11 protein-coding genes are annotated in these 13,923 nt (G+C 61.9%); 8 read left to right on the top strand and 3 right to left on the bottom strand.

All coding sequences use genetic code 11. The annotated features are described in order from the left end of the window. Positions 1-22: 22 nt before the first annotated feature. Together BUA36_RS01980 and BUA36_RS01975 are read left to right on the top strand one after the other, a co-directional pair. Positions 23-406 carry a RidA family protein gene (locus tag BUA36_RS01980; protein ID WP_072780899.1) on the top strand — a complete coding sequence of 128 codons (384 nt, stop codon included), beginning with the start codon at positions 23-25 and terminating at the stop codon, positions 404-406. Continuing rightward, a complete protein-coding gene (locus tag BUA36_RS01975; RefSeq protein ID WP_072780897.1) occupies positions 403-1,644 on the top strand; it encodes an NAD(P)/FAD-dependent oxidoreductase in 1,242 nt (413 codons plus the stop codon). Before BUA36_RS01980 ends, BUA36_RS01975 begins: the two co-directional genes overlap by 4 nt. A 39-nt stretch (positions 1,645-1,683) precedes the next feature. On the opposite strand, the gene BUA36_RS01970 is transcribed toward BUA36_RS01975, so the two are convergent. Beyond that, positions 1,684-2,151 carry a cyanophycin metabolism-associated DUF1854 family protein gene (locus BUA36_RS01970; RefSeq protein WP_072780896.1) on the bottom strand — a complete coding sequence of 156 codons (468 nt, stop codon included), beginning with the start codon at positions 2,149-2,151 and terminating at the stop codon, positions 1,684-1,686. A gap of 4 nt (positions 2,152-2,155) precedes the next feature. Further along, positions 2,156-4,426: a cyanophycin metabolism-associated ABC transporter gene (locus BUA36_RS01965; protein WP_084559943.1), complete on the bottom strand. Its 2,271-nt coding sequence runs from the start codon at positions 4,424-4,426 to the stop codon at positions 2,156-2,158. 206 nt (positions 4,427-4,632) lie between these two features. On the opposite strand from BUA36_RS01965, the gene BUA36_RS01960 reads away from it, so the two are divergent. From BUA36_RS01960 to BUA36_RS01940, 6 genes are all read left to right on the top strand, one after another. After that, positions 4,633-6,795 (top strand): cyanophycin synthetase, encoded by a 2,163-nt coding sequence (locus BUA36_RS01960; protein ID WP_072780893.1) that lies wholly within the window; start codon positions 4,633-4,635, stop codon positions 6,793-6,795. A gap of 20 nt (positions 6,796-6,815) precedes the next feature. Next, on the top strand, positions 6,816-9,386 hold the full coding sequence (gene cphA, locus BUA36_RS01955; RefSeq protein WP_072780891.1) for a cyanophycin synthetase: 2,571 nt from the start codon (positions 6,816-6,818) through the stop codon (positions 9,384-9,386). Between the two features lie 76 nt (positions 9,387-9,462). Then, positions 9,463-9,669 carry a hypothetical protein gene (locus tag BUA36_RS30615; RefSeq protein WP_167544235.1) on the top strand — a complete coding sequence of 69 codons (207 nt, stop codon included), beginning with the start codon at positions 9,463-9,465 and terminating at the stop codon, positions 9,667-9,669. After that, the gene (locus tag BUA36_RS01950) at positions 9,641-9,919 is read left to right on the top strand and encodes a DUF3304 domain-containing protein (protein WP_072780890.1); all 279 of its coding nucleotides are present in this window, start codon (positions 9,641-9,643) and stop codon (positions 9,917-9,919) included. Before BUA36_RS30615 ends, BUA36_RS01950 begins: the two co-directional genes overlap by 29 nt. Positions 9,920-10,343: 424 nt before the next feature. Beyond that, positions 10,344-11,807, top strand: coding sequence for a catalase (locus BUA36_RS01945; protein WP_072780888.1), 1,464 nt, complete (start codon positions 10,344-10,346; stop codon positions 11,805-11,807). 67 nt (positions 11,808-11,874) lie between these two features. Then, positions 11,875-12,981 (top strand): patatin-like phospholipase family protein, encoded by a 1,107-nt coding sequence (locus BUA36_RS01940; protein WP_072780887.1) that lies wholly within the window; start codon positions 11,875-11,877, stop codon positions 12,979-12,981. Here BUA36_RS01940 and BUA36_RS01935 read toward each other — a convergent pair. Next, positions 12,978-13,859 (bottom strand): LysR substrate-binding domain-containing protein, encoded by an 882-nt coding sequence (locus tag BUA36_RS01935; protein WP_072780885.1) that lies wholly within the window; start codon positions 13,857-13,859, stop codon positions 12,978-12,980. The two genes, BUA36_RS01940 and BUA36_RS01935, sit on opposite strands and share 4 nt — an antisense overlap. Positions 13,860-13,923: the final 64 nt, after the last annotated feature.

Below are 13,923 nucleotides of genomic sequence, written 5' to 3'. Positions count from 1 at the left end.
TTTTCAACCTCCGAGGCAATGTATGAGCAATAACAATCTTCCCTTTTCCAAATGGCGCCGCGCTGGCGGCCTGGTTTTCCTGTCGGGCGAGCTGCCGCTTGGGCCGGATGGCGCCATGCCATCCGCTATCGAAGCCCAGACCCGGTTGACGCTGCAGCGCATAGCTGCAACGCTGGACGGCGCCGGTCTGGCTCTGCGTGACGTCGTGCAGGTCACTGTCTACCTGACGCACCCGGAGGACTTCGCGGCTTTTAACGCTGTCTACCAGCAGCATTTCACTGCGCCGTACCCGGTCCGCACCACCGTCGTCGCACCGCTGGTGCTGCCCGGCGCGCGCGTGGAGATCACCGTGATTGCCGCAGACAGCGCCGACGCGCAGCCGCACTCCGAGGTGGCAAGCCGATGAAGCGACCGATACTGGTGATCGGCGCCGGCATGGTGGGAACCTGTACTGCGCTCGAGCTGGTGTTACGCGGGCACGCCGTGACCTTGCTGGACCGCCGCATGCCGGGGCAGGAAACGTCTTACGGCAATGCCGGCGTGATTCAGCGGGAAGCGGTGGAGCCGTATCCGATGCCGCGCAGCGCCGGTGCGCTGCTGGCGGCGGCGCTGGGCCTGGCGCCCAGCGTCAACTACCATCCGCTGTTCACGCTGGCGGTGCTGCCCAGGTTGTGGCAATACTGGCGCGCCTCGGCGCCCAGCCCTCACGCGGCAATCAGCCGCCACTACGCTGCATTGATCGCCCATGCGACCAGCGAACATGAGCGCCTGCTGCGCCTGGCCGATGCGGATGATCTGGTGCGGCGCACGGGGCTGCGTCTGGCTTTTCGCAGTGGTAAGTCGTTTGCGGCGGCGTTGGCGGAGGCTGAACGTCTGCAGCGCATGTACGGCATCGATTCCCGCGCGCTGGACGGTGCGGAGCTGGCACGCGCCGAGCCGGGATTTCGCACGACGCTGGCCGGCGCGGTGCATTGGTCTGATTCGTGGAGTGTGACCGACCCCGGCAAATTGGTGGAGCGCTATGCCGCGCTGTTCCGGCAAAGCGGTGGGCATTTTGTGCGTGGTGATGGATTGACGCTGCGGCAGCGCGGCGCGGCATGGCAGGCCGACAGCATGGACGGCCCCATCGACGCCGCACAGGTCGTGATCGCGCTGGGACCTTGGTCTGACAATCTCATTCGCCGATTCGGCTATCGGCTGCCGCTATTCGTCAAACGCGGCTACCACCGTCACTACACAGGCGGCGCCATGCCGTCGGTTCCCACGCTGGATGCGGAACGGGGGTATGTGATGTCGCCGCAGAGCCGCGGTTTGCGCATCACAACCGGCGCTGAAATCGCCGGCGTTGATGCGCGTCCCACGCCGCGCCAGCTGGCCCAGGCCGAAGCCTCCGCGCGCCAATTGCTTGATCTGGGCACGCCCGTTGAATCAGCTCCGTGGATGGGTAGCCGCCCCTGCGTGGCCGACATGCTGCCCGTCATTGGGCCGGCAGGCCGTCATCCCGGCCTGTGGTTCAACTTCGGCCACGGCCATCAGGGGTTCACATTGGGGCCGGCAAGCGCGCGCCTGCTGGCCGACTTGATCGAGGGCGGCACGCCGTTCATCAGTGCGGACGGTTATGCTCCGCAGCGGTTTGGAGGATAGCAGTAGATGCCCAGCGCTGTGCCTGAGCGCTCATGCTTTTTACAGGAAGCGGTCGATGATTTTCTTGCTGTGCTTGTCCAGGTCGCGGATGTCGCGGATCAGATAGTGGATGCCGTGGATGTCGGAGATCAGCAGTGTGTCGACCGTCAGACGGCGGATGTCTTCTTCGCCGCGCAGCACGAACTCGGTGTCGCCACGGTCGGTTGCGACGTTCCAGGTGCATGGCGTCGCAAAGCTGGTCACGCTGTTGATGCGCGAGATCTCCGGCATGAATTCGCGGCCGCCCAGTTCTTCGCTGACCAGCGCGCCAATGGCAGCTGGCAGGTCGCCGATACGGTCGATCCACGCCACTTCCTTGCCATCGCTGTTGAGCATCGAGATGCCGTCGTCCGGCGCCTGCACGGGAAAGGCGCGCACGGGCGATACCCCTTCATGCACCACGCCTGCCGTGGTGGTCAGGACCAGGCGGCCAAAGGGATTGCGGGTCAGTTCAAATGTCGTCGTCATATGCTTATTCCTTGATGCCGTCGTTCAGATCGGCGTCGACATTGCGCGCCTGCGCCTGATACAGGCGGTAGTAGGCGCCTTTCTGTTCCATCAGCTCATCGTGCGGGCCATCCTCCACGACCACGCCGCGATCCAGTACGACCAGGCGGTCGGCTTTCTGCAAGGTGGACAGGCGGTGCGCAATCGCGATGGTGGTGCGGCCTTGGACCAAATTGTCCAGCGCTTTCTGGATTTCTTTTTCAGTCTCCGAGTCCACCGAGGCAGTGGCTTCGTCGAGAATCAGGATTTTCGGATCGATGAGCAGTGCACGTGCAATCGAGATGCGCTGACGCTCGCCGCCCGACAGGCCTTGCCCACGCTCGCCGACCATGGAGTCATAACCTTGTGGCAGGCGCAGAATGAACTCGTGCGCGTGCGCGGCACGGGCGGCGGCAATGATCTCTTCACGCGTCGCCTCCGGTTTGCCGTAGGCCAGATTCTCGGCAATGGTGCCAAAGAACAGGAACGGCTCCTGCAGCACCAGGCCGATATTGCGGCGATAGTCCGACACGGCAAACGAGCGGATGTCCACGCCATCGAGCATGATGGCGCCTTCCGCCACATCGTAGAAGCGGCAGATCAGGTTGACCAGCGTCGATTTGCCGGAACCCGAATGGCCTACCAGGCCCACCATCTGGCCTGCCTTGATTTCCAGGTCGATGCCACGGTTGACCGCGCGGTTCCCGTAACGGAAGCCCACTTCGCGCAGCGTGATATTGCCCTCGACCTTATCCAGCTTGACGGGCCTGGCCGGTTCCGGCACTGACGACACGTGGTCCAGGATGTCGAAGATACGCTTGGCAGCCGATGCCGATTTCTGCGTCACCGAGACGATACGGCTCATCGAGTCCAGACGGCCGTAGAAGCGGCTCGAATATGCGATGAACGAGGACAGCACACCCACCGTGATATGACCCTTGGATACCTGGTAGATACCGAACACCCAGATCACCAGCAGGCCCAGCTCCGTCAGGAAGGACACGGTTGGCGAGAACAGCGACCACACGCGGTTCAGCTTATCGTTCACCGCCAGATTGTGCTTGTTGGCGGTGCGGAAGCGCGTCGCTTCGCGCGCCTCTTGCGCGAAGGCTTTCACTACGCGGATGCCGGGAATGGTATCGGCCAGCACGTTGGTCACTTCGCCCCATACGCGGTCGATCTTTTCGAAGCCGGTGCGCAGGCGGTCGCGCACAATGTGGATCATCCAGGCGATAAACGGCAGCGGCAGCAGCGTGAAGATGGCCAGCCAAGGATCGATCGAGAACAGGATCACGCCGGTCATGACGATCATCAGGCAGTCCGACAGGAAGTCCAGCAGGTGCAGCGACAGGAACACGCAGATACGGTCGCTTTCGGAGCCGATACGCGACATCAGGTCGCCGGTACGCTTGCCGCCGAAATACTCCAGCGACAGACGCAGCAAGTGCTCATAGGTGGTGGTGCGCAGGTCGGCGCCGATGCGCTCCGAGGCCAGCGCCAGTACATAGGTTTTGCCCCAGCCGAAAATCCACGCCATCACGGCCGCGCCCACCAGGCCGGACATGTACAGCGCCACCAGCGACGGATCAACTTCCTTGCCGTTCTGGTAGGGGATCAGGACCTCGTCCATCAATGGGATGGTCAGGTAGGGCGGGATCATGTGCGCGCCAGTGGACAGCAGCATCAGCGCAAAGCCCAGCCCCAACTGGAGTTTGTAAGGCCGGGCGAAACGCCACAGGCGGAACAGCGTCCACGTCGATGGCGGCGTGTACACCACCTTGGTGCAGACCGGGCATTCTTCCTGGTCCGGCTCCAGCGGCGCCTTGCAGCTTGGGCAGATATTTTTTTCTTCCTGCACCACCGGCTGGCCGGTCGAGTGGCTGTCGAGGTGGGCATCAAACTGTTCGATCAGGCGGATCGCCGCCAGGTTCTGGCCCAGCGTGAAACGCCAGGCGGCCAGGCGGCCTTGCTTATTCATTAACTCCAGATGGCCGACGCCAGCATGATCGTGGTGCTTGAGCATCAGATCCGGCGTAAATGGCCACGATTGCCACGTGTTTGCACCTGGTGCGCGCGCCAGAACACGGCGGGCCGTGACCAGCACAACACCCTTCGCGAAACGAAGTTGCTGATCCAGGTCAACCTCCAAGGCACTTACAACGTTTTCCCCTTGGGAAAGTTGTGCCTGTATCTCGGAACGCCAGCGTTCAGGGAGATCGCCAGAGCTGGATACGGTGGGAAGTTGTTCTGTTGTCATCGTGCGGCGTACTCCTGAGGGGAAAAGGGCTGATACATCGGCGCATTTACGGTATTCTGTCAGTGATTAAACATTTGACAGAAAACAATAAAACCAGATGTTTTGCAGTAGCGGCAAGTATACCGCACAGCGGCAGGCCAAGGGTACAGGGTTTACAATACGGCGCGGGCTGGACAGGCCGATAACAAAGTTACAAGAATCAATACATGACTAAGAAGAAAGACATTGAAGTTCTCCGCGTAACCCATTTGCGCGGACCCAACATCTGGACCTATCGCCCAGTGATCGAGGCGTGGCTGGATATTGGCGAGCTGGAGAACTTCCCCTCGAATTTGTTGCCCGGTCTGTTCGAACGACTGACGGCGCTCCTGCCGGGCCTGATCGTCCACCGCTGCGGCGTGGGCGAGCATGGCGGCTTCCTGGAGCGTCTGCGCGACGGCACTTATGCCGGCCATATCCTGGAACACGTGGTACTGGAACTGCAAAACCTGGCCGGCATGAAAACCGGCTTCGGCAAGACCCGCGAAATCATCCCTGACAGTGGCCTGTACAAAATGGCCTTCCGCACCCGCCAGGAAGAAGTCGGCCGCGCCGCGCTGGCCGCTGGCCGCGACCTGCTGATGGCCATGATCGAAGATCAGCCTTATGACCTCGACGCCACCGTTGCCAAGCTGACCGACATGGTCGAGAGCCTGTGCCTCGGCCCAAGCACCGGCAACATCGTTGACGCCGCTGGCGTGCGCAAGATTCCCTTCATCCGCCTGACCGATGGCAACCTGGTGCAGCTGGGTCATGGCGCGGCACAGCGCCGCATCTGGACTGCGGAAACCGAACATACCAGCGCGATTGCGGAAGGCATCGCCAGCGACAAGGACCTGACCAAGACCCTGCTGTCGTCCTGTGGCGTGCCAGTACCGGAAGGCGAGCTGGTGACCAGCGCTGAGCAGGCCTGGGAAGCGGCGCAGGACATCGGCCTGCCAGTCGTGCTGAAACCCTACGACGGCAACCATGGCCGTGGCGTTTCGCTGAACCTGAGCAACGAAGCTGACATCGCCGCCGCCTACCATCTGGCCGCGGAAGAGGGCGACAGCAGCAGCGTGATCGTGGAGCGTTTCATCGTCGGCGACGAGCACCGCCTGTTGGTGGTGGGCCGCCGCATGGTGGCTGCCGCGTCCGGTGAATCGCTGTGGGTGCATGGCGATGGCAAGTCCACCGTCGTGGAACTGTGCGATACGCAAATCAATACGGACCCGCGCCGTGGCGACACCGAAGAATTCCCACTGGGTCTGGTGACGCCGCGTACCTCCGGCGAGATCGTGCTGGAACTGCAGCGCCAGGGACTGACGCCGGATTCGGTTCCGGCCGATGGCTATAAAGTGCTGATCCAGCCGAACGGCAACGTGGCCGTGGATGTCACCGACAAGGTGCATCCGGAAGTGGCGGCCATGGCATCGTTGGCGGCGCGCATCGTTGGCCTGGACATCGCCGGCATCGACCTGGTGACGTCGGACATCACCCGTCCGCTGCACGAGACGGGCGGCGCCATCATCGAAGTCAATGCCAGCCCCGGTCTGCTTGCGCACCTCAAGCCTGCCGTGGGCGAACCACGCAATGTCGGCGAGGCGATTGTCGACCACCTGTTTGGCGAAGAGACGGGCCGCATGCCGATCGTCGGCATCACCGGCAAGCATGGCACCACCGTGGCCTCGCGCCTGATCGCCTGGCTGCTGCAAATCAGTGGCAAGAAAACCGGCCTGACGTGCGCCGACGGCCTGTTCGTCAATGGCCGCGAACTGTCGCGCGATAGTCTGGGCGACTGGGAAACCGGCGAGCGCCTGCTGCTCAACAAGAGTGTCCAGGCAGGCGTATTTGAATCGAGCGCGCGCATGATCCTGAGCGAAGGCCTGGCCTACGACAAATGCGCCGTGGGTGTGGTCACCGACGTCAGCGATTTTGAAGAGCTGAGCGAATTCCACATCGACAGTGCCGACAAGCTGTACAGCGTGCTGCGTTCGCAAGTGGACGTGGTGCTGCCGAGCGGTGTAGCGGTGCTGAACGCCGCCGATCCGCAAGTGGTGGAGATGGCGGACCTGTGCGACGGCGACGTGATTTTCTACGGCGTTGATGAACAGCTGGCCGCCATCGCCGCGCATCGCCAGGAAAACAAGCGCGTGGTGTTCCTGCGTGCCGACTGCATCGTCATGGCCGAAGGCAGCACCGAGGTGGCCAGCCTGCCGTTGTCGCCGCTGGTGCCGCCGGAAGCTGTGCTGGCTGCGATTGCCGCCGGCTGGGCGCTGGGCCTGACGCCTGAACTGATCGGCGCCGGTCTGCGCACCTTTGAGGCAGCCCCGAAGAAAACGCATCACTGATCACTGAAAGAACAAGAAGAATGGAAGTTATACGCACCCGCGCCCTTCGCGGCCCGAATCTTTGGAGCCACCACACTGCGGTGGAAGTCATCGTCTCGTGCCCGCCGGAAGAACAATCGATCGCCACGCTGGCCGGTTTCGAACAGCGCCTGCGCGCACGCTTCCCGGCCATCGGCGCCCTGCATCCAACCGGCACCTCCGACGCTGTGCCGCTGGCACGCGTGCTGGAAAAGGCTGCACTGAGCCTGCAAGCGCAAGCCGGCTGCCCGGTCACGTTCAGCCGCACCACGGCCACGCTGGAAGACGGCATCTACCAAACCGTGGTCGAATACACCGAAGAAGCGGTCGGCCGCCGCGCCACCGAGCAGGCGGAAGCCCTGATCAACGCGGCGCTGAACGACACGCCATTCGACCTGGCTGCCGTGCTGGAAGAACTGCGCGACCTGGATGAAGACGTGCGTCTCGGCCCAAGCACTGGCGCCATCGTCAACGCTGCGGTGGCACGCGACATTCCCTTCCGCCGTCTGACCGAAGGTTCGATGGTGATGTTTGGCTGGGGCTCGAAACAGCGCCGCATCCAGGCTGCTGAAATGGACACCACCGGCGCGATTGGCGAGACCATCGCACAGGACAAGGAGCTGACCAAGAAGCTGCTGCATGCCGCCGGCGTGCCAGTGCCTATCGGCCGCTCGGTGGAAGACGAAGCCGATGCCTGGAAAGCCGCACAGGAAATCGGCCTGCCTGTCGTGGTGAAGCCGAAGGACGGCAACCAGGGCAAGGGTGTTACGGTCAACATCATGACCAGGGAGCATCTGGAAGCTGCCTTCCGCACCGCCAAAGAATTCCGTGACGACGTCATGGTTGAGCGCTATCTGCCAGGCCACGATTACCGCCTGCTCGTGATCGGCAACAAGCTGGTGGCCGCAGCGCGCCGCGATCCACCGCATGTGGTGGGCGATGGCAAGCACACCGTGCGTGAGCTGGTCAACATCGTCAATGCCGACCCGCGCCGCGGCTCCGGCCATTCGACCTCGCTGACCAAGATCCGTTTCGACGATATCGCGATTGCGCGCCTGGCGCTGCAAGGCCTGGAAGCGGATTCGGTACCATCGCACGGTCAGCGCGTCATCCTGCGCAACAACGCCAACCTGTCGACCGGCGGCACCGCCACCGACGTCACCGATGACGTGCACCCGGAAGTGGCGGCACGCGCGGTGGAAGCAGCGCAAATGATCGGCCTCGATCTGTGCGGTGTCGATGTGGTGTGCGACAACGTGCTGGAACCGATTGAAAATCAGCGTGGCGGCGTGGTGGAAGTGAACGCCGCACCTGGCCTGCGCATGCACATCGCGCCATCGTTCGGCAAAGGCCGCGCGGTGGGCGAGGCCATCGTCAACACCATGTTTGCGCCGGGCGAGAACGGCCGCATCCCGGTGGTGGCGGTGACCGGCACCAACGGCAAGACCACCACTGTGCGCCTGATCGCGCACCTGCTGACCGCTAGCGGCCTGCGCACCGGCATGACCAATACCGACGGCGTCTACATCGAGGGCCGCCAGACCGACAGCGGCGATTGCAGCGGTCCACGCAGCGCGCGCAACGTGCTGCTGCATCCGGACGTGGATGCCGCCGTGTTTGAAACTGCGCGTGGCGGCATCCTGCGCGAAGGCCTGGCCTTCGACCGCTGCCAGGTCGCCGTGGTGACCAACATCGGCATGGGCGACCACCTGGGCCTTAACTACATCACCACCGTGGAAGACCTGGCGGTACTCAAGCGCGTGATCGTGCAGAACGTCTCGGAGCACGGCTTTGCGGTACTGAACGCAGTGGACCCGATCGTGGCCGGCATGGCGGCGAACTGCCGTGGCAAGGTGATCTTCTTTGGCGCGGACCGTACGCACCCGGTGATCGCCACGCACCTGGCGCAAGGCTGCCGCACCGTGTACGTGGAAGATGGCCACATCGTGGCGGCGGAAGGGCGCGAGCAGCACACCATCCCGCTGTCGCAAGTACCGATCACGCGCAATGGCGCGATCGGCTTCCAGGTCGAGAACGTGATGGCATCGGTGGCGGCCGCGTGGGGCGTGGGCATCAGCTGGGACGCGATTCGCCTGGGCCTGAAAACCTTCGCCAATGATTCCGACAATGCGCCTGGTCGCTTCAATGTGTTCGATTACAAAGGCGCCACGCTGATCGCCGACTACGGCCATAACCCGGACGCGATTCTGGCGCTGGTAAAGGCTGTCGAAACCATTCCGGCCAAGCGCCGCGTGGTGGTGATTTCCGGCGCCGGCGACCGCCGCGACCAGGACATCACGCAGCAGACCGAAATCCTTGGCCGCGCGTTTGACGACGTGCTGCTGTACGAAGACGCCTGCCAGCGTGGCCGCGTGGATGGTGAAGTCGTCGCGCTGCTGCGCTCCGGTCTGAACGGCGCACCGCGCACGTCGCACATCGAAGAGATCTACGGCGAGTTCAAAGCCATCGACACCGCCTTGTCGCGCCTGCAGGACGGCGACTTGTGCCTGATCCTGATCGACCAGGTGGAAGACGCACTGGCCCACATCGCCAAGCGCATCAAGGAAGTCTGAGGATTTCAGCTTCCTTCAAAAGCCGGCCTGCGGGTCGGCTTTTTTACGTCCGTGCTAGATAATCAGGAAAGAGAAAATGAAGCGACATGCATATTTACTCCCATTGGCCGTTGTTTTAGTTTTGGCATTTACCGGATGTACGGCCGGCAAACCGCTGCAGCAAGCCATCGACAGGGCCCCCGCGCAGGTCGGGATTGTCAACCATACCGGCAATTACATCTACTCTGCTTCGGTTGACGGCGCGGGCGGGGGGGATGGATCGCTGGGGCGCTGGCGTGGCTAACATTTGCTGTGCTTCTATCCCACGCGTTTGGTATCCGGGAATGAAAGTACTGGTGAGATGGAATATGCCTGTGGGGATTCAGGACATTGTGAAAGAAAAAATAGTGGAGGTCGAAAAATATAGTCAGACAGGCAGTATCTACATCCACTTTTTTCCAAATGATGAAGTGCGTGTCATCGTCACGTCTATCGTCCCATATAACGCAGCCCATCCGATTCCCTTTGTCGGAAAACCAAACGATGAGCCATGATTGCAGCCACACGCGTCATTTGCTGTGATTTTTGGTGAGATTGCAATTGAACGCGGGAATTTCTTTTCCCGAGGGATAATGTTAAAAAAGTAACTTGGTATCCCGTGTTTTAATATGCAAATCACAGCAATAACAGATCAGCTTGGCGCCGCGCTGGCCGCCTTTTCCAGTGTCAGTCGCCTCTACGCGTTATCCATCGACGGTGACGATCCAACTTGATGGTAGAAGCTTTCCTGGCTGACGATATGCTACAGGAGACGGGCCAGCGCGACATCATCGCGCTATCGACCAACGCCGGACTTCAATATAGCTGGAAGCATTTCGATAGAAATTATCTATAAATATCATAGATATATATAGATTTTATTTATTGACCCCACTGGGTAAAATAGCTCCACGCTATCAAATAACGAGGAGCTATAGTATGAGCCAACCACCTATCACGACCGCCTCCGGCATCCCTGTCGCCGATAACCAGAATTCCCTGACCGCCGGCCCGCGTGGCCCGGTGCTGCTGCAGGACTTCCATCTGATTGAAAAACTCCAGCATTTCAACCGCGAGCGCATTCCTGAGCGTGTCGTGCACGCCAAGGGTTCGGGGGCGTATGGTACGTTCACTGTCACCGGCGATATCACCAAGTACTCCAAGGCCAGGCTGTTTGCGGAAGTGGGCAAGCAGACCGACACCTTCCTGCGCTTTTCGACCGTGGGCGGTGAGAAGGGCAGCGCTGATACGGAGCGTGATCCACGCGGCTTTGCATTGCGCTTCTATACCGAAGAAGGCAACTGGGATCTGGTGGGGAACAACACGCCGGTGTTCTTCCTGAAGGACGGCATCAAGTTCCCGGACTTCATCCACACGCAAAAGCGCGATCCGCAAACCAATCTGAAATCGCCAACCGCGATGTTTGATTTCTGGAGCCGCACGCCCGAGAGCCTGCACCAGGTGACGACGCTGTTTTCCAGCCGTGGCACGCCGGATGGCTACCGTCACATGCACGGCTTCGGCAGCCACACCTACAGCCTGATTAACGCCGCCGGTGAACGTGTGTATGTAAAGTGGCATTTCCTGACGCAGCAAGGGATCAAGAACCTGAGCGCCGACGAAGCGGTACGCATTGCCGGCACCGATCCAGACTACTCGCAGCGTGATCTGTTCAACGCGATTGCACGCGGTGACTTCCCGCGCTGGGACGTCAAGGTGCAGGTGGCTACCGAGGCTGAGCTGGCGGCATGGGAAGCGCGCACTGGCTGGAATCCGTTTGATCTGACCAAGGTCTGGCCGCATGCGGATTTCCCGCTGCTGCAAGTGGGTGTACTGGAGCTGAACCGCAATCCGGTCAACTACCACGCGGAAGTGGAACAGGCTGCGTTGTCGCCGTCGAACGTGGTGCCGGGCCTGGGCTACTCGCCGGACAAGATGCTGCAGGCGCGTTTGTTCGCTTACCACGATGCACAGCTGTACCGCGTCGGCACCAACCACCAGCATCTGCCGGTGAACGCACCGCGCTGCCCGTTCCACAACCAGCAGCGCGATGGCGCGATGGCGACGTTCAACGGTGGCGCCTCGCAGAACTATGATCCGGTGCAGGCCAATGGCAGCAATCCACACGGCATGGGCCATGGCGAACCACCGCTGGCGCTGGAATGCGCGGCGGGGCGCTACGATGGCCGTGGCAAGGAGGACGATTACACGCAAGCCGGTGATCTGTTCCGCCTGATGCCAGCGGACGAGCAGCAAAACCTGTTCGCCAACATCGCAGGTCCGCTGAGCCAGGTCAGTGCCGAGATCATCAACCGGCAACTGGCGCATTTCGACCAGGCCGATCCAGCCTACGGTGCGGGCGTGCGCGCAGCACTTAAAGCACGCGGCGTCAACGTGGCCTAAAGGTGACGGCAGCCGGCCACGAAGTGCACTACAATCGTGATGTTGCAGTGCACCGTGGAGGTCTGATTTGAGCCGCAAACCCGCTTGCCCGCCGTCGATCGCCTTGCCGGGCCAGATTGTTCTGGTCCTGCAGGGCGGCGGCGCATTGGGCGCCTATCAACTGGGTGTCTACCAGGCCTTGCACGAAGCCGGCATCGAGCCGGACTGGGTGATCGGCACGTCCATCGGCGCGATCAATGGCGCCATCATCGCCGGTAATCCGCCGGAGCGCCGGCTGGACCAGTTGCGCGAATTCTGGCATCGCATGGAGCGCAACTCGTTTGGCTTTTCCACCATGCCGCGTGCGATCGCCAACGCGATTACGGTGGGGCAGGGCATACCGGCGTTCTTTGAGCCTAACCTGGCGTCGTGGTGGAATCCGGAAGCGCGGGTCGGCATCGAGCATGCATCGTTTTATCAGACCACGCCTTTGCGCAGCACGCTGGAAGCGCTGGTGGACTTTGATTATCTCAATGCGAAGCATATGCGCCTGACGGTGGGCGCGGTGAATGCGCGCAGCGGCGCGATGCGCTATTTCGATACGCGCAGGGAGCCGCTGTGCGTCGAGCATGTGATGGCGTCTGGTGCGCTGCCGCCGGCATTCCCTGCGGTGCGCATCGACGGTGAGCCTTACTGGGACGGCGGCATCTATTCCAATACGCCGATTGAGGCGGTGCTCGATGATGAGCCGCGCCGCAGCTCGGTGATCTTCTCCGTGCAGGTGTGGAACCCGGATGGCAGCGAGCCGCAAAGCGTGATGGATGTGCTGGACAAGCACAAGGAGATCCAGTACGCGAGCCGCGCCAGCAATATCGAGCAGCAGCGCAAGCTGCACCGGCTGCGCCATGTGATCCGCGAGCTGACCAAGCATCTGCCGCAGCAGGAACTGGCGCAGGCGGATGTGCGTGAGCTGGCGTCATGGGGCTGCGGCACGGATATGCATATAGTCTCGCTGCGCGCGCCGCGCATCGGCAATGAGGATCACACCAAGGATATCGACTTCAGCGCGTCCGGCATCCGCGCGCGCTGGCAGGCGGGCTATGACGATACGCAGCGCTTCATCACGCTACGCCCGTGGGATCAGCCGATTGATCCTATCGAAGGCATTGCCATCCACGAGCTGCCGGAGCACTAGGCGCCCAGCACGTCGTGGCACACGTCCAGCCATGCCCGTGCTGCGTGTGACAGATAGCTGCCGCGCCAGACGTGGGCTGGTTGCCACGGCAGCTCAGGATCCACCAGCTTGACTGCATCCAGGCGGCCGATGGCCAGGCGATGGATAAAAGGCTCGGGCAGCAGCGCGACGCCCATGCCGGCCGATGCCATGGCCACCAGCCAGTCCCACTGGCCGCTTTGCGCTGCGATGACGGGCTCGAAGCCGGCGTCGGAAAAGGCTGCGCGCAGCGCGCGTGTCATGGCGAAATCGTCTTTCAACAGCACCAGCGGCGTCTTCGCCAGCGACTTCAGTTTGATCGTGTTGCGGCCTTTCTGGAAGGTGCCGCGCGCCGCCAGCGCCCAGACCGGATAGCTGGCGATGGGCGCGGACTGCAGGCCGAGTAGCGGATCGGCAGGCAGCACCGTCATGCCGATTTCCAGATCGCCTTGCGCCACCTGGCGTTCTATCGCCTGGCCGGCATCCTCCTGCAGCGTCAGCGTGATGTTGGGATGGCGCTGGCGGAAGGCTTTCAGTACGGGCGTGAACAACAGGTTGATCATGGGCGGGATGCCGACGGTCAGGTGGCCGCGTTCCAGCGACTGCGTGTCGCGCACTTCGGCCGCTAGCTGGCGCATGGTGGCCAGCATCTCCACGCCGCGCGCGTAGACCACATTGCCGGTGTCGGTCAGCGTCAGCTTGCGGCCTTCGCGTAGCAGCAGCTGCGCGCCGACTTCCTCTTCCAGTTGCCGCACCATTTTGCTGATAGTCGACTGGGTAACGTGCAGCGACTCCGCTGCCTGCGTAAAACTGTTCAGGCGGATGGTTTCGACGAAGTAGCGGAGCGAGCGCAGGTCCATGAATTTTGCGACTGGAAATGGAGAATTTTAGTCATGATACGACTTTTTCCTGATTCTATACTGA

Origin of the sequence: Duganella sacchari (assembly GCF_900143065.1) — a bacterium.
Lineage (GTDB): Bacteria > Pseudomonadota > Gammaproteobacteria > Burkholderiales > Burkholderiaceae_D > Rugamonas > Rugamonas sacchari.
This window is presented reverse-complemented; position numbering and strand designations above follow the sequence as displayed.

Excerpts from the sequence above, each read along its gene's own strand:
- BUA36_RS01975 (WP_072780897.1), top strand. The coding sequence starts at position 403 with ATGAAGCGACCGATACTGGTGATCGGCGCCGGCATGGTGGGAACCTGT.
- BUA36_RS01945 (WP_072780888.1), top strand. The coding sequence starts at position 10,344 with ATGAGCCAACCACCTATCACGACCGCCTCCGGCATCCCTGTCGCCGAT.
- BUA36_RS01970 (WP_072780896.1), bottom strand. The coding sequence starts at position 2,151 with ATGACGACGACATTTGAACTGACCCGCAATCCCTTTGGCCGCCTGGTC.
- BUA36_RS01965 (WP_084559943.1), bottom strand. The coding sequence starts at position 4,426 with ATGACAACAGAACAACTTCCCACCGTATCCAGCTCTGGCGATCTCCCT.
- BUA36_RS01935 (WP_072780885.1), bottom strand. The coding sequence starts at position 13,859 with ATGGACCTGCGCTCGCTCCGCTACTTCGTCGAAACCATCCGCCTGAAC.
- BUA36_RS01960 (WP_072780893.1), top strand. The coding sequence starts at position 4,633 with ATGACTAAGAAGAAAGACATTGAAGTTCTCCGCGTAACCCATTTGCGC.
- BUA36_RS01950 (WP_072780890.1), top strand. The coding sequence starts at position 9,641 with ATGGATCGCTGGGGCGCTGGCGTGGCTAACATTTGCTGTGCTTCTATC.
- cphA (WP_072780891.1), top strand. The coding sequence starts at position 6,816 with ATGGAAGTTATACGCACCCGCGCCCTTCGCGGCCCGAATCTTTGGAGC.
- BUA36_RS30615 (WP_167544235.1), top strand. The coding sequence starts at position 9,463 with ATGAAGCGACATGCATATTTACTCCCATTGGCCGTTGTTTTAGTTTTG.
- BUA36_RS01980 (WP_072780899.1), top strand. The coding sequence starts at position 23 with ATGAGCAATAACAATCTTCCCTTTTCCAAATGGCGCCGCGCTGGCGGC.